Consider the following 22,753-nt stretch of genomic DNA (forward strand, 5'->3'; position numbering starts at 1 on the left):
GAGGTTGCTGAACCTTATGTCCCCTAGAGTGAGCGACGAATACAAAACCAATAAGAAAAACGAACTGCTTGAATCGGCAAAATGCGTCTTCATCGCAAAGGGATATACACGAGCCACTATGCAGGACGTCATGGACGAAGCAGGAGTATCGAGAGGAGCGCTGTACGCCTACTTTGATAATCTGGAGCATTTATACTTGGAACTGCTTCAATGCGAGGATCAAAAGGATGCGCAATTCTTCCGGCCCAATGATGAAGAAACGTCTTGGGAGCAGATCACCAAGTGGATTTTGAGGCAGCAAGCAAAGATCGAGAAAATTGAACAAACACTGACCCAAGCCAATTCCGAGTTTTTCTTATCGCTGAAAGATCAGCAAAAGCAGGCGAGCTATCCATACATTTCGACTCGCTATGAAAAAATGGTGGCTGTGTTGACAGCTTTCTTCGAGCACGGGACAGCGACAGGTGAATTCAAGCCACAGCTTCCAGGCGAGGCGATCGCTCGCTATCTGATCTCGTTTATTGATGGGCTGATGCTGGACACGGCGCATTTGGGTGCAGAGAAAACGAAGGTATCCGAGCAGATGGGGGCACTGTTGTTTTCCTTGAAAGCGATGCTGGGACCGGTTCAATAAGGAGGGGTACGCATGCTGTTTCAATCAGAGAGAATAAATGACGGGGGAGGATGTGGACGTCTATCATTCATGGCGAAATGACGTGGAAGTCATGCGGACAACGAGTCCGTCCATGGACGTATATACATGGGACGATACGAACGGGTTTGTGAATCAGGTCATCCTGCAATCAAGCTCATCGAAAAGCTACATGATCGTAGATAGCCAAACCAATCGACCAATCGGGATTACCTCCCTCATCCAAATCGACACGAAAAACCGCAATGCGGAGTGCATCATCGATATTGGGGAGAAGGAGTACTGGGGAAAAGGGTATGGACGAGAAGCGTTGAAGCTACTGCTCGATTATGCTTTCTTGGAAATGAATCTGCATCGGGTATCGATTCGCGTCTTTTCCTTTAACGAAAAAGCGATCAAGCTGTACGAGAAGCTCGGATTCAAGCAGGAGGGAATCTCGCGACAGTTTTTGTTTCGCGAGGGACAATGGCATGATCTCGTGCACATGGGCATGCTGCAACAGGAATATATCAACTAAAAAAAGAGGCTGGCAGTACGAAGTGTACCACCAGTCTCTTGCGTATGATAGTATCTTTTATTTTCCAGTGTAAATCGGTACTTCCCACTCCACATTTTTGTGCTCAACCATTCGTTTTTCGGAAGTAATCATCAACTGTTTAGGCAGCGTTGTGACGTTTTCCAAGAAGATGGTGCCTCCAAAAATCGCCCGGCCTTTTTCATACTCAGTTTTATCGGTCAAGTAATCTACGTCTTCATACTTTTTCCCGGTCTCGTCCGTGATGGTCCAGTATTGATATGGACGCATAGCGGCAGTTTCTGGAGAGAGAGTTGCCTCGAATGTCACGTCGTAGCCTTCTACTTTCGTGGTAGTCCCATCGTCATTCACGCGGTGATGGCCGTCATAGCCTTCAAAATCAACGACCGCGTTCGGATCTTTTTTATATTTTTTGAAAGTAAACTGATCTCCCTGATCTTCTGCTGCGATGACTTCTTTCTTCTCCAGGCGATCGGCGTCTAATTTCGCGCTAAGTGCAGCGGCTTCCTCTGTATAAACAGATCCGAGCTTGAAGGTGAGGTTTTGGCTGTCGTCGATTGGATAGAAGTAATGGAAGTCTCTTGCTCCATTTTCGGTAGATTGGGTATGATCCCATTTCACATCGCTGATCACATTGTTTCGTTTGCTGGCTTCACGAATAACCTCAGTCGAATCCCAAGCGGCAATCGCTGTGCCCTTTTCGTCTACTAACTCATAGCTGTATGCATTGTTCTCGTCAGCAGCAAGGGTTCGATCAATCACCATCTCCACTCCGCTTGGAGCAAACGTCATCTGTTTGACGTTCAGCTTGAGTCCTTGTGGGGTCGTATAAGATTTGTTAATTTCGTGCGTCTTCGTTGCAGCTTTTGCTTTTTTCATATCGACAGGTACGGACAGCTTCCAGTTCCCCTTGATGTCTTCCAGTTCCTTGATGGTAAACTCTACGATCAGCTCGTCGGGCACCTTGCTTAAATCATCAAAATAGCTGCGCAGCTCGCGGTCCAAGGTCATAACACCATGAGTGACATTCATGGAAACATCCCATGGTTTATTGGGGTAGTGAGCATCTTTTTCCTCAGAGGGTACAAGAACGTTCCCTTGTTTGTCTTTAATGGTGATCAGTGGCTCTCTGATGGATCTGTTGATCATTTCCGACATGAAGCTATCTACTGCCTTGCCGTTCTTGTCTTTTAAAGAAGCTGCTATGCTAATACGCAGCGGGTCAGCTACTACTTCATGCACGGTAAAAGTGAGGCCTTGATCGGTCGTACTTACATTTACGGACTGAGCAAATCCATTTTTGGCCGCTTGTACAATTCCTTTGTCCGCTAGTTTTTGCAGGAGGCTATTGGTTACTGGCGCTACCGGATCGGCTTTGCCAATCGGGCTGTTCGTAAAAGCAGCATTGACATAACCAGCAAAGGTAGGGGAGACGAGCATTCCACCGGATACGACAACGGTTAATGCAGCGGCGGCAATCGTCATTCTTTTCATGATCGTTATACTCCTTTGTTTCCACGCAGGTGGTTGATGTGAAGGGGTAGCAGGGGTCAATACTCTCACGGGATGAGGGGAGAGCATCTGAATAATCTTTTGATCCATATTTTCTGAGAGGGAGTCTCCCCACATTGTTTCTTCCGTTTGGTGCAGCTCATCGATCCATTGCTCCAGCTGGTGTTGGCAGTGTGTGCAATGATCGAGATGATTTTCGATATTTCGTTTGTTCACGAGTGTTAAACGATCTTCCATGTAGGCGATCAGCTGTCTTTGCGTGAGGCAATTCAAAGTGGGGTACCCCCTTTTTTCTTCGGCTTGCTTAGCTGGTCTCGCAGCTTTTTCCTGGCATAGGAAAGGCGCATTCTCACGGTATCTATGGACAAGGAGAGCTTGTGCCCAATCTCTCGGTAGCTCAACTGCTGAAGATAATGCAGATCGAGGATCGTCCTGTAGTCCTTATCCAGTGCCATCATCTGCTGTCGCAAAGCATGGCGCTGTTCTTTTTCCAGGTAATCTTCCTCCGGGATTGGGCAATCGTCCTTGAACTCATCATCCATTTGAGCCAGGGCTGGCAACCGCTTGCGCTTTCGCAGCTCGTCAATCCCGCGATTCATGGCGATCCGATACAGCCAGGCGGAAAACGAGTAGTTGGGTTTATAATCTTGCAGACTGTAGTACGCCTTGATAAAAACCTCTTGCACCATGTCCTCTGCATCATGAGAATGGTGGAGCGTGCGCCCAAGAATCGAGGCGACTTTTCCCTTGTATTTGTTGACGATCAGAGCATAAGCCTCTTTATTACCTTGAAGAACCTCCGCAATGATCTCTTGATCGTCCTGCATGTTTGTTACCTCCTTGCAAAAAGGTGCTGCGCAGCCGTCCTTTTTGTGAAAAACGTCTTGACGTTTTTCATAGAAATTTAATCTGACCGCTTGCGGTCAAACCAAACGGGCATAAATCCGTTTGGTTGTTCACTACTATAGACGAAAAGAAGGGGGAGCCCCTCTTAAACTTTTTCATAAAAATTGAAAATGGCATAGGAAAAGGATGCCTCTCTTCGATCAATAGAAGGGCATCCTCTTTAAAAGCCTGGCTTTTTACCGCATAATTCGATAAACTTCGCCACTCAACCGTCCACGAATTTTAAAAACATCCCCTACGGAAACGGATAGATCCTTCACGCCTTTAATCAAAATCTCTTGCTCCAGACCCTCAACAAACAGAGGAAAGCATTTTCCACCGATATCGTGCGTAAATAGCCGCTTTACACGTCCGATGACCTCGTGCAAGGAGCGCTCTCCAATATGGGTCATGGATGGCTCCATGCTGTTATCCACTTTGATCAGTTCTAAAACACTGTATGATCTATGTTCCATGTACAAGGAGACAACGAGGCGATCGTTGACCTTGGTATGCTCTGAATATCCCCCCTCATGCTTGAAGTCACCCGGGCAAAAATATTCAAACTGAAACCGGAAGTCATTTTGTAGCTTGCGTACGTGCAAATCCCTGACATTACCACCTAGCTTTACATTGGTAATGACACAATCAAACTTGTCGTTTTGTTCGAAGTAGGCCAATCTTTGGGTAAGCTGCTGATTAAGCCATTTGAGATAATAATCTGCAAACGAATCACTGACGAAACGTGTTCCCTGTCCATTAGCTGTATCGATGTAGTACAACTTGCCGGCAAGTTCACCTGAGACAATCATGACAATAAAATACCCGCACCCATCGTTATGCAGAGTAATGGTACCGTGAAGAGCCTCTACTATCATGTGATTGTATCCATCGTCTTCAGGTTCGTCAAAGACATCATCATCGTCTAAGTCAGCGTCAAAATTATCGTCAAAGCAACTGTTGCATTTCTCCAAGTGAAACGGGAGACTCATATATTCGAAGCCTACTGTATTTCGTATGCTCTCTTCCAAGCAGTCCTTTGCATGCGACAATGACAGCGGGAACTGTCTGGCATATTTCCCGCCATTTCCAATATGGAACAGGAAATCTTTGTAGTCTTGGGGTAATATGATTTTAGCGGAAGCTTCGAACTGTTCGATTTGTTCCAATGTCAAACGTTCATTCAAAATATATGGGCAATCCCCGTCATAAAGGCTTCGGTATTGGTCCAGCAACTGTTCGACCTTTGTAATAAACGCACTTTTTGGACTGAGTTCTTTCATCCAGTCTAGCACCTCATTCGTAAAGGAGTGACGACTATGAGCCAAAACAACCATTCTATCGCAGTTATCTCCGACATACACAGCAACGCCTACGCATTGGAAGCTGTACTGCACGACATTGATTCGCGCGGCATTCAAACCATTGTGAATTTGGGCGATACCTTATTTGGACCGATTGATCCGATCAAAACGGCAGAGCTCTTGATGGAGCGGCCAGAAATGATACACATCATGGGTAATTGTGACAGATATTTACTGCAAGAGCAAATGGAGTCAATCACATTCCAATACGTGAAGCCACTGCTTACGCAGGAGGTGCTCAGCTGGATGGAGTCATTCAAAAAGCAATGGACGCAGGATGACCTCTTGTTTTGCCACGGGACGCCTTATGCCGATGATGTGTACTTATTGGAGAATGTCGCTCCATACGGGATTGAAGACAAGAGCTCGAATGCATTAATGATTGAGCTGACAGGTATCCAAGAGAAAGTTATTTTCTGCGGACATTCTCATGTGCCCAAATCAGTGTGGCTTCCGGATGGCAAGCTCGTGGTAAACCCGGGGAGTGTTGGGCTTCCAGCGTATTTTGAGGATGCACCGTACCCGCATTCGATGGAATCGAAAACGCCTCATGCCAAATATGTCACGGTAAGAAAGCAAGCTGGTTCGTGGCTAGTCGAGCATGTATTGGTTCCGTATGATTTCGAGCTGGCAGCCAGAAGAGCGGAAGAAAACGGGCGCAGAGATTATGCATATGCGATCCGAACGGGGAGAGCGGAGCTGTAGCATGTCGATCAGTGCATTCAAGAAAAATTGCCGCAAGCCTTCCAACGAAAGGAAGCCATTTTGTTTATCGGATAAGGAAGTGGTCTTTATGAAGGAAACTATCCATAAGCAATTAGATTTGCACAAACAATGGATCGATTCGATTGGGAAAACGGGAGAGAGATTAGTCGTCGATGAAGTTGATTTTCGCTCCATAGACGTTTCTGACTACCCGTTGGACCAATCTCGTTTGATCGCCAGTACATTTGACGGAATGAATCTAAAGGATAAAGATCTCTATGCAGCGCACCTGTTCTCATCTACGTTTCGAACAGCGAATTTAGAAAACGCCATCTTCATCAAAAGTGAAGCGTCTTATGCTGACTTTTCGAATGCTAATTTGCAAAAGACAAACTTTGTCAAAAGCTCTTGCTTCGAAACGGTGTTTGCGCGAGCCGATTTGCGGAAGGCAAAATTAGTGAATGCTCTCTTTTATCAGGCAGATTTTAGAGATGCTGATTTACAAGATGCAGATATCCGTGATTCTTCATTTGAAGAAGTGTTGTTTAGAGGAGCGCAATTAAAAGGAGTAACCGGTTTAGAGGAAGCTACTATCATAAGCATTAATATCGGTACCCTCGAGGAGCCAGTCATTCTGGCAGGAGAGGAAGCGAGAAATTGGCTTGTACAGCAAATCGATACACCATGAAAAAAAGGAAGAGGACAAGTGCCCTCTTCCTTTTCCCTTTAAGCTTTTCCTACTTGCAAGTCCTTCTCCTCACTACCGCCCTCCGGCTTCTGCTCCATCTTCCCACTACGCAGTGGAACTTCCTTCAGGAACAGCGCAATGATGACAGCAATTCCTGCCACAATGGCACCCGTCAAAAACGTAGTCGTAATACCGTGGCTCATCGCTTCCCGGATCATATCCAGCATATTTGTAAACAGCGGCTGTAAATCCGGTGGCAGACTAGCCAGTGTTGCTTCAATTTTCGGCTGATCCAGCAAATTTTGCGGATTCGTAAAGAGCGACAGCTTCTCGGCCAGAGCAGGATCGGCTGCTGCGGGATTGGTCCCTTGGCCCATTGCACCTGACAGCTGGGTCATTTTCGCAGACATGCTGGCACTCATGACGGTTCCCATGACAGCAATTCCGATGGTACCACCGAGGTTACGGAAGAGCTGCGAGGTTGCTGTAGCCACGCCCAGCTGCTGTGGTGCAACGGCATTTTGCACAGTCAAGGAGAAGACTGGCATTGCAATGCCGATCCCCAATCCGAGAATAATCATGTAGATCACGAGCAAATAAATTGGGGTAGCCGGGGACATGAAATACATCAGCACCATGCCCAAAGCCATGACGGAAAGTCCGCCTAACGCCATCTTTTTATATTTCCCTGTCTTGGTCATGATTTGTCCGGCGAGTGCGGAGGTCGCGAGCAGGGCAATGGACATCGGCATCGCCACATAACCGGCCATCGTCGGAGAGATGCCTTTAACCCCTTGAACAAAGAACGGCACATAAATGATAGCGCCCATCATCCCGGCATTGAGGAAGAATCCGACCAGATTGGAGACCGTAAAAATACTGTTTTTGAACAAGCCCAGCGGAAGCACTGGAGTTTTTACTTTCATCTCAATCCTAATAAACACGATCAACGCAACGATTGTGGCGGCAAACAAACCAATAATTTGCCACGAGCCCCAAGCGTATTTGCCCGGCCCCTCACCTGCCCATGAGAAGGCGAGCAGCATCGGTACGATGGTGAGCGTCAAGAACAGCGAGCCGAAGTAGTCGACAGACTCTCCTTCTTGCTTCGCGACCTTCGGGAAATGAATCATGATCAAAAGAAAAGCAATCACGCCAATCGGCAAAAAGATCCAGAACACCCAGTGCCAGTCGAGATGGTCGACGATATAGCCGCCCATCAGAGGACCAAGCACACTGGATACGCCGAAGACGGCACTCATGACTCCGCCCCATTTTGCGCGCTCGCGAGGTTCGTACAGATCACCCATGGCGGTAAAAGCAGTAGACATGATGATCCCGGCACCCGCCCCTTGAATGCCACGATACGTAATCAGTTGAAAAATATCGGTCGAAAACCCGGACAACAAGGCCCCGATACTAAATAACCCGATACCCGTCAAAATAAACGGCTTTCTTCCATATATATCGGAGAGCTTCCCTACCAGCACGGAAGCGACGGTTGAGGTCAGCAAATAAATCGTAATCGCCCACGAATAGTAATCCATGCCACCGAGCTTGGCGATAATGCGCGGCATGGCAACCCCGATAATGGTCTGGTTGATCGCGGCGAAAAACATAGCCGTAATGATCGCGATCATGATCGTTACTTTCTTTTTCTCTGTCAGTTGTTGCAATCTGGATGCTCCTCTCTTTGTTGCTCAATATTCTTCAGTACTTGTTTATAGATGCGGACCAGGTGTTGCTTGTCTTCCTCCGTTACGCCTGCAAAAAACTGTTCAATGGTACTCTTGATCACGGCCTTGTATTGCCGCAGGATCTCTTTTCCTTGATCGGTTATATCCAGCTGCACGACGCGGCGATCTGTGTTGTCACGATTTCTCGTGGCATAGCCGCAAGCAATCAATTTATCAGCGAGACTGGTAACGGCTCCAGGTGTAATATTCATACGTTCTGCGATCGTAGATGCCTTTTGCGGACCATTCATATCCAGAATTCGCAAAAGCATGGCTTGTGATCCTGACACAAGTGGGTCCAGGCGCTTGTGCGACTCAGCTGAAACTTTTCGTTGGAGTTGAATATAGAGTTCTTCAAAATTAACCTGTCTTGGCATATTACCCTCTCCTGTTTTGACTGTTTAATTATATGCCGGGTTAAATGTTTACCCACTAAAACATTTACGAGTATACATCTACTTATGCAGGAAAGTCAAAATCAACCTTTTACCAATTTGACCAGTTCAGTTGGCCATTATGTGATTGTTTTCGTCAAAAATCGGGAAAAAATACTAATTTTCGCCCTGATTTCATGGAATTTTCAGAGTTGCGATGCTACAATCAGTTTTGGCTTTCTTATTCATCCGAGATAAATAGATAGGTGGGGATCTGAACGTGTTAGGGAAAAAATTGACCAGCGCACTGCTCGCAACAGCGTTGATGAGTCCAATGTCAGCTTTTGCAGCACAAGAGACGAATCAGCCAGCAGATGTCGTTCTTTCCAATGGTGCGGTCTACACAGTGGACAAAAAGAGCAGCTGGGCAGAGGCAGTGGCAGTACGCGGTGACAAAATCGTCTATGTAGGTACTGATGAAGGTGCGAAAGCATACATCGGCAAGGATACGAAGGTAACCGATCTGAATGGCCAAATGGTGTTGCCGGGCTTTATCGATAGCCATACGCATGCGAGCAAAACGACGGGACTCATTTACTCCATCGATTTGTTTGACGGAGGCTCTGTCGAGGAATACGTTGCGACCATCGAGAAATTCGTAAAAGAGCATCCAAACGAACCAACCCTGCAAGGACGCGGCTGGAGTAATCCGGTAGTGCCTGGTATCGGTCCGCGCAAGGAAGTATTGGATAAAATCGTTCCAACGACTCCAATCGCACTGACCTCGGATGATGGACATTCTTTGTGGGTGAACTCGGCAGCATTGAAGCTGGCCGGAATCACGAAGGACACGCCAAACCCTGAAGGTGGCATTATCGAGCGCGATCCGAAGACGGGAGAAGCATCTGGAACATTGCGTGAAAGCGCCATGGATCTGGTGCTGGCCAAAATTGGCGGATACACCGTGCAGCAATACAAGTCCGGAATTGAAGCTTACCAAGACAAAGCGGTTGAACGCGGCGTGACGACCGTGCGCGACCCGGATATGCTGCGCTATCCGAATGTATTGGAAGCGTACGAGGAGCTCGCCAAAGAGGACAAGCTGACCATTCGCTTCCGCAATGCCATGACAGCAAATCCGGAAAAAGGACCTGAGCAGGTCGCCGAATTCGTAAAAATCCGTGAGCGCAATCAAAACCCGCTATTCCAGGTGAACGCTGTCAAAATCTTTTTGGATGGAGTCGTGGAAGGTGCTACGGCTTACTTGGAAAAACCATATGTCCATAAGGAAACGAACGGGGAATTAATCTGGAAGCAAGATGTCTATAACCAAACAGCAGTCGCATTGGACAAGGCCGGCTTCCAATTGCACGTCCATTCCATTGGGGATGCTTCTACCCGCATCGCACTGGACGGGATGGAACTCGCTGAAAAACAAAACGGCAAGCGCGATGCTCGCCACTCGCTCGTGCATTTGCAGCTGGTCAATGAAACAGACATCGAGCGCTTCAAGAAGCTGGGCGCAGTTGGAATCGTGCAGCCGTTCTGGTTTATGCAGGAAGAGGGCTACTACGATGAGATCGAAGTGCCTTATTTGGGCCGCGAACGTGCCGAAAAAGAATACCCGATGAAGAGCTTTTTGAATCATGGGGCACGTGTCGCTTCTTCGTCTGACTACATCGTGACGCCTGAATTCAATCCGCTTCACGGCATTCAACAAGGCATTACCCGAATCGAAGATGGTGTAACCGATCCGAGCAAAATCGCCAATCCAAAAGAGCGTGCCACTCTGGCAGAGATGATTGCCAGCTTCACAATTGATGGCGCTTATGCAAACCACGTAGATGATATCACAGGCTCGATTGAAGTCGGCAAGAAGGCAGACCTCATCGTGCTCGATAAAAACTTGTTTAAAATACCAGTCACACAAATCAAGGACGCAAAGGTCGTACAGACCTGGGTAGAAGGCAAAGAAGTGTATCGTCAAAAAGAAGAAAAGTAAGCAGGGCAAAATGGTCGTCGATTCCGATGGCCATTTTTTCTTTTGGGCAGAGCAGTGGGAGAGGATTCTCGAATATCCCTGGGGAACTACTGATACGATTCAGACTCGATCAAATGCCGGAGGTGCAATAAGATGAACATCCGCAGAGCAAAAGGACAAGAAGCGAGTGAGCTCAGCGAGCTTGCCTATCGTTCCAAAGCTTTTTGGGGATACAGTGATGAATTCATGGAGGCCTGTCGCGACGACCTGACGTTATCACCTGCGTATATCGAGACTCACGAAGTATATGTTCTAGAGGATGAGGGCAGCATCAAGGGGTTCATGAGTCTGGAAAAGGAATCAGAGCAGGAGCTATGGTTATTAAGCTATTTGTTCATGGAACCAGAAGCGGTTGGAAAAGGATACGGAAAGGCTCTGTGGCAGCATATGGTAGAGGTAGCACAAAAGCTGGACATCCCAGTCATCACCATCCACAGTGACCCGTACGCGGAACCGTTTTACTTGGCGAGGGGAGCAAAGCGAGTAGGAGAAATCTCGTCTACTGTTTTCCCGGGCAGAACATTGCCGTTGCTAGAGTTCGTGATCGGAGCGTAGCCAACAGTCTTACGATTCAGCGAAACGGCTCAAGCAGAAATCGGTTGCTTGGGCTTTTTCGTTTTTTCATTATTTCACGATTTTATACCGGATGGCCTTGGCAACTGCTTGTGTACGATCTTCCACGCCCATTTTTTGCAAAATCCGATGGATATGCGTTTTGACTGTACCTTCTGAGATGAGCAACTGCTGTGCTATTTGATCGTTGCGTTTACCGTAGGATAGCTGCTGCAGTACGTCCAGCTCTCGATCGGTCAACTGATCTAACATGACGAGAGGGGGAAGCACAGTGTCCGAATCAGGATGAGACGCAGAATCGAAATTCTCTTGTTGAAATTGAAGAACTTCCGCGAGGGCCTGGGCGGCAGTCGCGGTGTAGAACAGTGCTTCTCCCTGATGGGCTCTGCGAATGAGGTCCAACATGTCCTGCGAGTCGGAATCCTTTAACATATAACCGATAGCACCTGCGCGAATACCGTCTACGATGTAAGCGTGCGTGTCAAAGGTCGTGAGGATTAACACTTTAATCGAAGGATGGAGTCGGATGATTTCGCGGGTCGCTTCGATTCCCGACATGTTTGGCATTTGTACATCCATTAATACGACATCCGGTATCACATCTCTAATGACCTGCACAGCCTCTTCTCCATTGGAAGCCTCCCCGACTACTTCCATATCCTCCTGCATTTTTATGACATACCCCAATCCTTGACGGATCATAGTTTGGTCATCGACCAGGACCACGCGAATGGTCTCTTTCTTGTTTTTATTTACCATGTTGGCATTCCCCCATAATCGCTTTCGTTTATCAAAGCGGAAAACTCATGTCTATTTGAAAACCATGAGGCTCTCGAACGGAATAGGTAAGGGTTCCGTTCAATTGTTTGGCGCGTTCAGACATACCTGATAAGCCAAAGCCCGGTATTATTTTTTTGTGATTGGTAATATTCCCGTTATCCCAAATAGACAGGAAAATGATATTTTGTTTTTTTTCAATTGTGATGAAAATCTCTGTTGCATCAGAATGTCGCAAGGAATTGGTGATCGCTTCTTGGAGAATCCGGTAAAGCGTGATGGTCATGTGCTGAGAGAGGGGAAGGTCCGGATCGGGACTGATCAGCTCTATTTTGATACCGGTATGCTGCTGGGCTCGCGATAAGAGAATGCGCAGTGGTGTGATTCCCAAAGAGGATTTATCTGCAGCTAATGTATGCACCGACGAGCGTATATCCTCAAGGCTTTGCTTGGATACGGCAAGCATGCTTCGTACGGCTTCTTGAGCATCACTCGGTCCTCCTTGCAGCATGTATTTCAAAGCATTCAACTGAACGATTAACGAGGTGAGACTGTGCCCCAAGGCGTCGTGAACATCGCGGGCGATTCTGGTTCGCTCCTCCAGAACAGCAGCGCGAAGTGTATTAACAGAGGCCTCTTGAAGTTCAGAATGGGCCTCCTGGAGTTCATCATGCGCCTCTTGTAATTGTTGTAGATGCTTCTGACTCGCTTCCTTTGCGTGATTTTGAAGCGAAAATCCTCGTGCGCCGATATACCATCCGATATAGGAGAGGATATAGGTGATCACTACTTCAAAGCCATAAGCTTCATCAAAGTAAATAGAAGAAGAGGCACATATCCCAAAAAAGGTCACATAGTACAAGGCTCGGCGTTCATGCATGTAATAACCAATAAAGGCCACTAATGGCAATGATAAACCGATCTCTTCGCCAACAATGAGAGACTTTACAAATATCACAGTACCTAGAACGATCGTGGCAATGTCTGTTTGATAGGGCTTCCAATTCTTTTTTGGACGAAGAAACATCAGGACGAAGCAGAAGATGATGACGAGCGAGATGATAAATGGAATGGTGGTCTCATGAGCGTATGCATTCGGAATGAGAAAAAATAAGTTCAAACTAAAAAAACAAATAAGCAACAAACGTGATTGTATGGATGCTTTCATGCTGTTCAAGAAGGCAGCCTCCTTTCTGGAATGTATAACCATTATAGTTTCATTTTAGCATGGGGTGTCGTCTATCTACGGATAGAGGGTCTTACATCTCTGGATATATAAAATGGATATCCATAATTTAACTTTCCGATAGACTTCCTGAACCGAACGTATAAGTAAAATGTGATCTGTGGAGGGAACACCCCGAGCGTTGACGGTTAGAAAAATAAGAGAATGGTTAGGGAGGCTTTTATGAACGAACTGTTTCAGTTAGCGAAGATTCTACGGGAAACGAGCACCGTATTTTCCACACTTTCCATGCAAGCATTGGACTCCAGTGATATTACCTGGCAGCAAGTTCTCATTCTTGAGCAAATCGCGATAAGCCCGAAGACAATGGGTGAGATCAGCAAGGCGATCGATCTTTCCTATAGTACGACCTCAGGATTAATCAGTCGGCTGGAGCAGATGAACTTGGTGCGCAGATTTCGTGATAAATCGGATCGGCGAATTGTGTGGGCAGCATTGACGGAAAGAGTACCAGCGAATAGGAAGCTGCAAGAGGGAAATACTTGCTCGCCTGTATCGCTTCATTCCTTGCGCGAGCTTATTTTGGAAAAAGAAATTTTGAGCTGATACGTCAGCTTCCTATAACTAAAGAGGTGAGAAGATTTTGAATATATCCGAACTGTCCATTAAACGTCCAGTCACGATGATTATCATTTCCGTAGCCATCTTTATTTTCGGCATGGTTACCTTCCCGCGCTTGGCTATCGAACTGATGCCATCACTGACTTTTCCGTCCGCCTCAGTCATTACTACCATGGAGGGTGCTTCTCCGGCTGAGGTAGAAAAATTGATTACCAAACCGCTCGAAGATTCATTAGGTACGGTTCCGCATTTGGATAAAATTTCATCGACCTCAGTGAATGGCTCCTCCATGGTTACCCTTAGTTTCAAATGGGGAACAGACATGGATCAAGCTACACTTAACATGAGGGATAAGGTGGACGCAGCCCGAGGGAGTTTGCCTAAAACAGCTGATTCACCACGAGTAGTCAAATACGATGCGTCAAGCCAGGCGATTATTGACTTGGCTCTTACGGGAGAGCAAGATATCAACAAATTGAAAAAAATCGCGGATGATGTCATTAAAACTCGTTTGGAACGAATTAACGGTGTTGCTTCTGTTAATGTCACTGGCGGGCAAGAGCGAATTGTCGACATCATCGTAGATCCAGCCAAACTAGCCGCGTATGGATTGACACTGGATAAAATTAGGTCGGCACTAGAGGAAAGCAATGTATCCGGATCAGCCGGAGCGATACGGGAAGGCGACGAAAAGACCAGCATTCGTGTGCAAGGGGAGTTCACCAATGTCGATTCAATTGCCCTTACGCCGATTTCAATAGGAACGGGTTTCATCCGATTGGGTGATATCGCCAAAGTAACAGATACCGTCAAAGAATTGACTCAGCTGAGTTACATCGATGGAAAGCCGAGCCTAGGGATTAGCGTAGTAAAAGGCACCGGCGGTAATACCATTACCATTGCAAAAGAAGTAAAAGCTGAGCTGGAGAAGATTAATAGCGTACTTCCACACGGTGTAGAAACACGCATTGTCTTTGATACTTCCATATACGTTGAGAGTTCTGTAAACAATACGGCTGTACACGCTCTGGCAGGTGGTGCTATTGGTGTACTCATGCTGTACCTCTTCTTGGGCAGTCTGTCGTCTATGCTGATTGCAGTGATTGTCTTGCCTGTATCGATCATCTCTACGTTCCTCTTGATGTACATGACAGGTCAAACGATCAACCTGATTTCCTTGGCAGGTCTTACGCTTGGATTAGGGTCATTAGTAGACTTTGCGGTCGTTATGCTGGAGAACATATTCCGTCAGCGGGAACAGGGCAAGAGTATGATGGAAGCGGCATTCATCGGTTCCAAAGAAGTAGGAACCGCGGTGATGGCTTCCGCATTAGCGCAAATTTGTGTTTTCTTGCCGATTGCGCTGACAGAAGGTATGGTTGCCGAACTATTCGCCCCATTAGCCTTGACGGTCGTTTACTCACACGTCGCAGCACTCGTATTCACGTTCTTGCTCGTTCCGATGATGAGTGCGCGCATGTTGAAAAAAATACCGGAGCATACGCATCATGAAAACTATCGGGGCGTAAATCCACTGATCTGGTTTAACATCGGCTTCAGCAAGGTAGAAAAAGGCTATGGCAAGGTACTTAAATGGGCATTGGGACGTCGAAAAACAGTGATCGGAACGGCTTTTGCCATGCTGCTTGGCTCCCTTCTACTCGTGCCATCACTCGGGGCAGGATTCTTCCCGGAGATGGATCAAGGGCTTGTACGAGTAAATATTAAGCTGCCAAAGGGTACCGTTTTGACGGAAACAGAAAAAGTGACAAAACAGGTAGAAGAAGTGATTAATAAGGTGCCAGAGAAGAGATTGGCCCAATCCTCAATTGGGAGTACGAGTGCGGAGAGTGGCGCACCAGAATCTCATAATGCATCAATTATGCTGGATCTAGGAGAGCTTTCTACGAGACAACGATCTTCCAAAGACATTGCTGTCGATCTGCAGGGGCAACTCAAACATATTGCAGGTGCAGAAATAACGGTAAAAGCTGAAGACGGTGGTGCGGGAGGCGGATCGCCTATCTTACTCGAGATACACGGAGACGATCTGAATGTCTTAACGGAACTGAGCGAGATTTTGAAAGGTGAAGTCGAGAAGGTAGCTGGTACGATGAACGTATCTAGCAGCGTCCAGGAAATGAGCCGGGAGTTCGATGTGAAGGTTCATACGGAGAAGGCGAGCTTGTACGGATTGACCACAAATGAAATCTTGACTGCTGTGCGAACTTCTTTCCACGGTCAAACGGTTACGCAGTATCGTACAGGCGAAGATGAAGTTGATATTAATCTCAAGCTGCCAGAAAACTATAAGGAAGATATTAATTACTTGAAGAATCTGCGTATTTCCACGCCGAATGGCGCTCAAGTCAGTCTCACCTCCGTTGCAACCATCAGCAAAGTTGATGTACCACCATCGATTAACCGCAAAAACATGACGCGGGAAGTGACGGTCACAAGCGATTTCAACGGGACTAACCTGCAGACAGCTGTCAATGATATTAATCGTATCATCCAAAAGCTGAATGTTCCGGATGGATACACGATCAAAATCGGCGGGCAAGGCGATGACATGATGACGTCTTTTGTGAATCTGGGTCTCGCGATTCTCTTGTCAGTCGTTCTCGTCTACATGGTTATGGCTGCTCAATTTGAATCGTTTTTCAGCCCATTCATCATTATGTTCTCGGTCCCTCCGAGCCTTACTGGGGTCATATTGGGATTGTTGTTTACAGGTACGCCTATCACTGTATCTGTTTTGATCGGGTATATTTTGCTGATCGGTCTGGTAGTAAACAATGCGATTGTGTTAATCGACTTGATCAATCAATTGCGAGCAAAGGGCTGGGAGTTACATGAAGCGATTTTGCATGCAGGGCCTGCTCGTCTGCGTCCGATCCTGATGACCACCATCACGACGATTATGGCTATTGCTCCGCTTTCTGTTGCGGCAGGTGCAGGGTTGGAGTTTCAGGCGCCAATGGCAACAGCAGTTATGTATGGCCTGATTTTCTCCACCTTGATCACACTGGTATTGGTGCCTGTGGTTACCGTATCGTTTGACGAGATGGGACGGAAGAGACGGAACAAGCGTAAGCAAAAACAGGAAAAGAAAATGATTGCCACTTTGGAAACGAAAAACGGATGAGGAAAGAGGAGGAACCATACATGTTTAGGAATAAAAGAATCGCGATCGCGGCGTTACTTGCCTTTACCTTGATCACAGGCTGCGCAAGTCAGGAGGATGCAGCGACGACTGCTGCTGTACCAGAAGATACGGTTACCCCTGTACAGGTTGCAACGGTGGCACACGGCGTGGTCACCTCTGAGTCTGGACTGACAGCAAAATTGGCACCAAGTGAAGAAGTGCAAATGTCACCCGTATCCAGCGGAAAAATTGCGTCTCTGCCAGTAAAGCTGGGTCAGCCCGTAACAAAAGGTCAAATCTTGTTTACTATCGATACGAGTGAACTGTCTAACAGCGTAAGAGAACAAGAGGCTGCTCTCCGGGTAGCGAAAGCGAATTTGACGCAATCAGGCAGCACCGCTGACCAGGACTTGGTGGAAGCACAAAATGATTTGACGGAAAAAGAAAGAGCGCTAGCTGACGCAAAACTGAATCAGCAACGTAATCAGCAGCTGTTTGCAGAAGGAGCGGTTGCTGCTGACAAAATGGAAGAGGCAAATTCAAATCTTGCAAAAGCCCAGATTGCCTATGACAATGCCAAGCAAAAGCTGCAAAGTGCGAAGCAAAAAACAAACGTGCAAGTATCAGCAGCGAGTGTAAATGAGTCTGAAGTCAGACTGCAAAAGGCGCGTGAGCAATTGGGGAACGCAACGGTCCTCTCTCCAATCGACGGATTTGTCTCCAGTGTAACCGGAGCAGTTGGACAGATGGCAGGCTCGCAAGCTGTTGTGACCGTAGTCAAAACGAATCCACTTGTGGTCAAAGCGAATTTGTCCGAAGCGGATGTGACGAAAGTGAAGATCGGAACAGTTGTAAAAGTAAAGGTGGAGTCAACAGGAAAAACGATTGATGCAAAGGTAACGGCGATTAGTCCGGTTATGGACTCGCAGCTCAAATCCTATCCAGTAGAAATTACGATCCCGAATCCTTCCAATGAATTGAAGTCCGACATGGTCGTGAGTGTTACTTTCCCACAAAGCACAAATACAGCGAAGGCGTTGGTCGTTCCGCGCAAGGCAGTTTTTGATCGCGAAGGGAAACAATACGTGTTCAAACTGGAAGGGGAAACAGCCAAGCAAGTAGAAGTGACAACGGGTAATTCGACAAGTGAGTTGATCGAAGTCATGTCTGGCGTAGCCGATGGGGAAAAGGTCGTAGTAAAAGGACAGACGCTGCTTACAGATGGCGGCAAAGTGAGTATTCAGGAGTAGGGAGAATAGGGAGGAGAAAGAGGCGGAGCTCAACCGCCTCTTTTTCGCTATTGCGTTCAGGTTTAAAAATCAATGCCACGAACTTTTGCATAGACCATCGTGTCACGGAGCGAGCCATCGATGCCGCGTTCGTCTTTTCGCAGAATTCCTTCCAACGTAAATCCCGACCGTTCTGCGACGCGCGAGCTTGCTGTGTTGCGTGAATCACAGCGGATCACGAGACGATTTGCTTGCAGCTCACGGATTGCAAAGCCCGCAATACCGGCTACAGCCTCGGTAATGTAGCCTTGTCCCCTGCATGAAGAACGTACCCAATAGCCAATCTCAAAGTTTCTTGCATCCCAGTCGATCCGATGCAGACCGCTACAGCCAACAAGCTGATTCGAGTGTTTATCGAACAAATGAAGGCGGAGATCAGAACGCTCCAAAAATTTCAGTCTGGCTTGACGAACGTTGACCTCGGACTTTTCTTCCGTGGGAAGACTTTGTGCCCAAGGCATCCAAGGGCGCAAATCTTCTATACTTTCTGTCAGTGCCAGGTGAACCATTTGACCATCTCCAGCCAAGGGAGCTCGGATGTGTAAGCGACTCGTTTCAAAACTCTCGGGAAAGGAAAGTAAGAGTGGTTCGATGGACAAATTGATCACTCCTGACAAGAATTTTTTCCAAATAGTAGCACAATGCATACAGACATGGAAGCTACTTCATAGAGGAGACGGAACCCCTTTTTTCGCCCAGCTCGGGCGATTGACAGTAAAAATAGTCTTTGTTATAGTTTTGTCGATAATGATAATCAATATCGTTTATGGCATTTCTTACATCTGTCTTACAATGTACATAGGGGAGGCTCATCATGTTTACGAACAAAACGGTAAAAGCTGTCCTTGCTGTCATTTTTGTGTTCTCGCTTTTTTTGACGGCATGCAGTGGAGCAAATACGACAACGCCAGCACCAGCTGAGAATAAAACTGCTGAGAATAAAACGCGCAGCATCGAAACACCAAAAGGAACGATCCAGATTCCTGACAAGCCACAGCGAATTGTGACCGACTACTACGCAGGCGAGTTGATTGCCGTAGGCGGAAACGTCATTGGTGCAGAGACGGAAGCTTTCAAAAGCCCGTTTACTGTTGAACAATTAAAAAATGCGCAGGACGTGGGCAACCCGCGGATCAATGTGGAGAAGACGTTGGAGCTCGCTCCTGACCTCATCGTCGTCATGTATGATGACAATTATGAAGCCTTGTCCAAAATCGCTCCAACCGTATATATCCCGTACGGTACGGCGACAAACATTTACGATACGGTCAAATTGTTCGGAGAAGTGGTTGGGGACAAAGAAAAGGCAGACAAGTTCATCGCTGACTTTGACAAAAAGGCTGCCTGGGGACGTGAAAAGCTGAAAGGCATCGTGGATGAGAATGCCACTGTCGGACTCTATGAGCTGACGAACAAAGGAGATTTGTGGATCTTCGGCGACAACGCAGGGCGCGGCGGTCAAACCGTATACAATGCTTTGAAGCTGAAAATGCCGCATGCAGACAAATCAAAAGAACAAACCGTACAGCTTTCCATGGAAACCTTGCCAGAATACGCTGCGGATTATATGTTTGTGACTTTCTACAACCCGGAAAAAAATAGCGAAGCGTTGAAAACCTTACAGGAGTCCGCTGTCTGGAATGCGACCCCTGCTGCCAAAAACAATCAGATTTTCTATAACGACTTCGATACCTTCTATCGCTACGATCCAATCGCAATCACAGCACATATTGATATGTTCGTAGATATGCTGATCAAAAGACACGAAGAGAACAAAAGCAAAAAATAGCTTACAACAAAAGCCATCCCTCGTCGGATGGTTTTTTTCGTCCCACGTAATAAACCTTACAAAATGTAAAGATAACTGTAAGGAACATCAATAGCTCCTCTTCTGGAATTTGGTTACAGTTGATAGCGACGGAAACAACGAACGCTAGCCAAAAGAAAGAATGGGGGAACGTAGAATGAGTACTGCTGTACTAGAAGTGAAAGACGTTCAAAAAGTATATGGAACAAAAGGGGAAAGCCAGTCGCACGCCTTAAAAGGAGTGTCACTGACGATAGACAAGGGAGAGTTCGTCGGAATCATGGGACCATCCGGTTCAGGGAAAACGACTCTGCTCAACGTCATCTCCACATTGGATCGTCCAACGGAAGGCTTTATTGAAATCGCGGGCACGAACATTACACAGATGAAACGTAACCAGCTCGCAGATTTTCGTTCGCAGAAGCTCGGCTTTATCTTTCAGGATTTCAACCTGCTAGAGAATTTGTCCGTGTACGAGAACATTGCACTGCCGCTGTCTCTGCAAGGTGTTTCTTCCAATGAGATCACCGCAAAGGTAAGTAAAGTAGCACAGACTTTGGGGATTGAAGAGATTTTGCAAAAATATCCGGTCCAGATTTCAGGGGGGCAAAAACAACGCGCAGCAGCAGCACGCGCACTTGTGCATGATCCAGCGATTTTGCTGGCTGACGAACCGACGGGCGCCCTCGACTCGAAGAATGCCAAAAGCTTGCTGGAAACGATGACAGATTTGAATGAGAACCACCAGGTATCGATCATGATGGTTACGCATGACGCTTTCTCAGCGAGCTATTGCAAACGAATCCTGTTCATTCAGGACGGCAAGCTGTACACCGAGATTCAGCGCACGGGTGATCGTCAGCAATTTTTCAAACAAATTCTGGATGTACTGGCCGAGCTAGGTGCATCTCATGATGTACGCTAGGAGGTAACGGTTCATGCTTTTAAAGCTATCCTTGTCCAGTATGCGGAAGATGATGAAGGACTATCTAGTTCTGCTCGTGGGTCTGGTCATCTCCATTTCGATTTTTTACATGTTCCAGACGCTTGCCCTCAATTCTGATTACACCAAAAACAACTCGATGATCTCTTCGATTCAAATCGTTTTCAATGTAGGGGCATTCCTGCTGGCGTTCATCACGATTTTCTATATCTTTTATGCGAACTCATTCCTGCTCTCGCTGCGGCGCAAAGAGCTGGGAATGTACATGGTCTTAGGGGCGAAGAAGGGGAAAATCAGCCAGATTTTGTTCCTGGAAACATTGACAATGGGGATCGTTTCCCTGGTGATCGGTAGTCTCGTCGGTATTGTGCTCGCGAGCGGCATCGGCGTCTTGCTCATGAATCTGTTGGAGATTTCGACAGAAGGCTACTATCCTTTTTATCTGCCAGCTGTGTTGATGACATGGGGATTCTTCCTCGTACTCTTTCTGATCACCTCCACGATCAATGCTATTCGTTTGGCACGTGCTACTGAGCTCGCTCTCATCCGTGCCGATCAGCAAAATGACACGATCAAGTCAAAAGGAATCGGAGCGGTTTTGGTCGCTATCCTTGGTGTTATTCTGTTGGCTCTGGGCTATACATGCTTGCACATGATTATGTACCTGCAAGCACTCGGCTTTATCGTCGGGGCTATTTCATGCACCATCGGGACGTACTTGATTTTCATCTCGCTCTTGCCTGTTCTTGTACAGGCTTTGAAGAAAAATAAAAAGCTGAATGATAGCAAGCTGAACGCATTCACCTTCGCCCAGCTGCGCTTTCGGGTGAACAACCTGACCAAAATCCTCGGAACAGTAGCCATGCTGATCGGGCTTGGTGTCGGGGCGATGGCAGGGGGCTTGGCGTTCCAGCAAAACGTCAACTTGTTTACTACGGTGTTCCATGTGTATGACGTGAACCTGCATGATCCGGTTGAAGCGGATTATCAGGCGCTGAACAAAATGAACGTCCTTGCGCAAAATACGTATCGATACAAAGTCGATGACAAGTCGCTTTACTACCTGAAAGATGACTTGCTGGCAAATCCGTTGCTGATTTCCACAAACAGCATTCAAAACTACTCTTCCGAAAACAAGCCAAAGCTCGTGACAGAGCCATTGCCTAAAAATGTGTATGTCATGAATGCGACAGAGGAAGAGAGAGGGAAAATCGATCCGGTTCCCGCGGATTGGGAAAAAGCGATCGCTACCAATTTCGTCAACTATCAGATGTTGGAGGGAAAATCTGTCCGCATCGTCGATCAGGCAACGTATGAGGGGATCACTGGCAGTGAACACAAGGTTCTCCTTGCCCAAGTGGACGACTATTTAAAATACACGCAGGATCTAAAAGCGATGGATGAGCGTCAAAAGCAATTGATTGCGTCTGTCGTCAATGTGAAAGTAGAAGAAGTATATACGTCTTCCAAATACAGCACGTATGCGGGCATGTATATTTTCACAAGCGGAACGATGTTCATGGGCTTCTTCCTCGGAATTGCCTTCCTGGCGATGATGGCGAGCTGCCTGATGTTCAAAATCTTGTCCGGGGCTGCTCGTGATAAAGACCGCTACAGCATGCTGAGAAAAATCGGCGTACGTCAATCGTTGCTCGTAGGATCGATCTACAAAGAGCTGTTCATGGTATTCATCTTCCCGGCGATTATCGGGCTGATGCACGTATTGATCGGTATGGAGATGTTCTCGTTCATCCTTTTGGACCCGTACCTGAACATCTGGATTCCAACTCTGATTTTCGTTGTGATCTACGCGATTTACTATTACATTACGGTTCAGCTTTATCGAGGGATCGTTATGCCAAAAGAAGCTTAAATCATTGATCCTCCTCACTTGAGGGGGATTTTTTGGTGTTTTAT

At 47.0% G+C, this 22,753-nt stretch carries 20 protein-coding genes; 12 read left to right on the forward strand and 8 right to left on the reverse strand.

Annotated features, from left to right (window positions below):
• Nucleotides 1-16 precede the first annotated feature (16 nt).
• Together AB1L17_RS24875 and AB1L17_RS24880 are read left to right on the forward strand one after the other, a co-directional pair.
• Nucleotides 17-634 (forward strand): TetR/AcrR family transcriptional regulator, encoded by a 618-nt coding sequence (locus AB1L17_RS24875; protein ID WP_412847796.1) that lies wholly within the window; start codon nt 17-19, stop codon nt 632-634.
• 37 nt (nt 635-671) lie between these two features.
• Nucleotides 672-1,169 carry a GNAT family N-acetyltransferase gene (locus AB1L17_RS24880; protein ID WP_412847797.1) on the forward strand — a complete coding sequence of 166 codons (498 nt, stop codon included), beginning with the start codon at nt 672-674 and terminating at the stop codon, nt 1,167-1,169.
• A 57-nt stretch (nt 1,170-1,226) separates the two neighbouring features.
• Here the strand turns inward: AB1L17_RS24880 and AB1L17_RS24885 are convergent, their stop codons facing one another.
• From AB1L17_RS24885 to AB1L17_RS24895, 3 genes are all read right to left on the reverse strand, one after another.
• Nucleotides 1,227-2,972 carry a DUF4179 domain-containing protein gene (locus AB1L17_RS24885; RefSeq protein ID WP_412847798.1) on the reverse strand — a complete coding sequence of 582 codons (1,746 nt, stop codon included), beginning with the start codon at nt 2,970-2,972 and terminating at the stop codon, nt 1,227-1,229.
• Nucleotides 2,969-3,526: an RNA polymerase sigma factor gene (locus AB1L17_RS24890; RefSeq protein WP_412847799.1), complete on the reverse strand. Its 558-nt coding sequence runs from the start codon at nt 3,524-3,526 to the stop codon at nt 2,969-2,971. The genes AB1L17_RS24885 and AB1L17_RS24890 overlap by 4 nt, the downstream gene beginning before the upstream one ends.
• Before the next feature lie 255 nt (nt 3,527-3,781).
• Nucleotides 3,782-4,867, reverse strand: a complete 1,086-nt coding sequence (locus tag AB1L17_RS24895; protein ID WP_412847800.1) for an SMI1/KNR4 family protein — start codon at nt 4,865-4,867, stop codon at nt 3,782-3,784.
• 36 nt (nt 4,868-4,903) lie between these two features.
• Here AB1L17_RS24895 and AB1L17_RS24900 point away from each other — a divergent pair, with 36 nt between their 5' ends.
• Both AB1L17_RS24900 and AB1L17_RS24905 read left to right on the forward strand, forming a co-directional pair.
• Nucleotides 4,904-5,653 (forward strand): metallophosphoesterase family protein, encoded by a 750-nt coding sequence (locus tag AB1L17_RS24900; protein ID WP_412847801.1) that lies wholly within the window; start codon nt 4,904-4,906, stop codon nt 5,651-5,653.
• A gap of 88 nt (nt 5,654-5,741) precedes the next feature.
• Nucleotides 5,742-6,341, forward strand: a complete 600-nt coding sequence (locus AB1L17_RS24905; protein WP_412847802.1) for a pentapeptide repeat-containing protein — start codon at nt 5,742-5,744, stop codon at nt 6,339-6,341.
• A gap of 38 nt (nt 6,342-6,379) precedes the next feature.
• Here the strand turns inward: AB1L17_RS24905 and AB1L17_RS24910 are convergent, their stop codons facing one another.
• Both AB1L17_RS24910 and AB1L17_RS24915 read right to left on the reverse strand, forming a co-directional pair.
• A complete protein-coding gene (locus tag AB1L17_RS24910) occupies nt 6,380-8,017 on the reverse strand; it encodes a DHA2 family efflux MFS transporter permease subunit (protein ID WP_412847803.1) in 1,638 nt (545 codons plus the stop codon).
• Nucleotides 8,005-8,454 (reverse strand): MarR family winged helix-turn-helix transcriptional regulator, encoded by a 450-nt coding sequence (locus tag AB1L17_RS24915; protein WP_412847804.1) that lies wholly within the window; start codon nt 8,452-8,454, stop codon nt 8,005-8,007. The genes AB1L17_RS24910 and AB1L17_RS24915 overlap by 13 nt, the downstream gene beginning before the upstream one ends.
• A 277-nt stretch (nt 8,455-8,731) precedes the next feature.
• Between AB1L17_RS24915 and AB1L17_RS24920 the strand changes: the two genes are divergently transcribed.
• Together AB1L17_RS24920 and AB1L17_RS24925 are read left to right on the forward strand one after the other, a co-directional pair.
• Nucleotides 8,732-10,453: an amidohydrolase gene (locus AB1L17_RS24920; protein ID WP_412847805.1), complete on the forward strand. Its 1,722-nt coding sequence runs from the start codon at nt 8,732-8,734 to the stop codon at nt 10,451-10,453.
• 132 nt (nt 10,454-10,585) lie between these two features.
• The gene (locus AB1L17_RS24925; RefSeq protein ID WP_412847806.1) at nt 10,586-11,047 is read left to right on the forward strand and encodes a GNAT family N-acetyltransferase; all 462 of its coding nucleotides are present in this window, start codon (nt 10,586-10,588) and stop codon (nt 11,045-11,047) included.
• Between the two features lie 69 nt (nt 11,048-11,116).
• Here AB1L17_RS24925 and AB1L17_RS24930 read toward each other — a convergent pair whose 3' ends face one another.
• Complete coding sequence (locus AB1L17_RS24930; RefSeq protein ID WP_412847807.1) at nt 11,117-11,824, reverse strand: response regulator transcription factor; 708 nt, start codon at nt 11,822-11,824, stop codon at nt 11,117-11,119.
• 31 nt (nt 11,825-11,855) lie between these two features.
• Nucleotides 11,856-13,010, reverse strand: coding sequence for a sensor histidine kinase (locus AB1L17_RS24935; RefSeq protein ID WP_412847820.1), 1,155 nt, complete (start codon nt 13,008-13,010; stop codon nt 11,856-11,858).
• 240 nt (nt 13,011-13,250) lie between these two features.
• On the opposite strand from AB1L17_RS24935, the gene AB1L17_RS24940 reads away from it, so the two are divergent.
• Genes AB1L17_RS24940 through AB1L17_RS24950 form a run of 3 tightly spaced genes read left to right on the forward strand, consistent with a single transcriptional unit; the run spans nt 13,251 to nt 18,047 of the window.
• Complete coding sequence (locus tag AB1L17_RS24940) at nt 13,251-13,634, forward strand: MarR family winged helix-turn-helix transcriptional regulator (protein ID WP_412847808.1); 384 nt, start codon at nt 13,251-13,253, stop codon at nt 13,632-13,634.
• 37 nt (nt 13,635-13,671) lie between these two features.
• On the forward strand, nt 13,672-16,797 hold the full coding sequence (locus tag AB1L17_RS24945) for an efflux RND transporter permease subunit (RefSeq protein ID WP_412847809.1): 3,126 nt from the start codon (nt 13,672-13,674) through the stop codon (nt 16,795-16,797).
• 20 nt (nt 16,798-16,817) lie between these two features.
• Nucleotides 16,818-18,047: an efflux RND transporter periplasmic adaptor subunit gene (locus AB1L17_RS24950; protein WP_412847810.1), complete on the forward strand. Its 1,230-nt coding sequence runs from the start codon at nt 16,818-16,820 to the stop codon at nt 18,045-18,047.
• 62 nt (nt 18,048-18,109) lie between these two features.
• Here AB1L17_RS24950 and AB1L17_RS24955 read toward each other — a convergent pair whose 3' ends face one another.
• On the reverse strand, nt 18,110-18,685 hold the full coding sequence (locus AB1L17_RS24955) for a GNAT family N-acetyltransferase (protein ID WP_412847811.1): 576 nt from the start codon (nt 18,683-18,685) through the stop codon (nt 18,110-18,112).
• 215 nt (nt 18,686-18,900) lie between these two features.
• Here AB1L17_RS24955 and AB1L17_RS24960 point away from each other — a divergent pair, with 215 nt between their 5' ends.
• From AB1L17_RS24960 to AB1L17_RS24970, 3 genes are all read left to right on the forward strand, one after another.
• Entirely contained in the window at nt 18,901-19,875 is a 975-nt protein-coding gene (locus AB1L17_RS24960) for an ABC transporter substrate-binding protein (RefSeq protein ID WP_412847812.1), read from the forward strand.
• A 175-nt stretch (nt 19,876-20,050) separates the two neighbouring features.
• Nucleotides 20,051-20,818: an ABC transporter ATP-binding protein gene (locus AB1L17_RS24965; protein WP_412847813.1), complete on the forward strand. Its 768-nt coding sequence runs from the start codon at nt 20,051-20,053 to the stop codon at nt 20,816-20,818.
• A gap of 13 nt (nt 20,819-20,831) precedes the next feature.
• Nucleotides 20,832-22,709: an FtsX-like permease family protein gene (locus AB1L17_RS24970; protein ID WP_412847814.1), complete on the forward strand. Its 1,878-nt coding sequence runs from the start codon at nt 20,832-20,834 to the stop codon at nt 22,707-22,709.
• Nucleotides 22,710-22,753: the final 44 nt, after the last annotated feature.

This window comes from Brevibacillus jepli, assembly GCF_047229145.1.
Taxonomy (GTDB): domain Bacteria; phylum Bacillota; class Bacilli; order Brevibacillales; family Brevibacillaceae; genus Brevibacillus.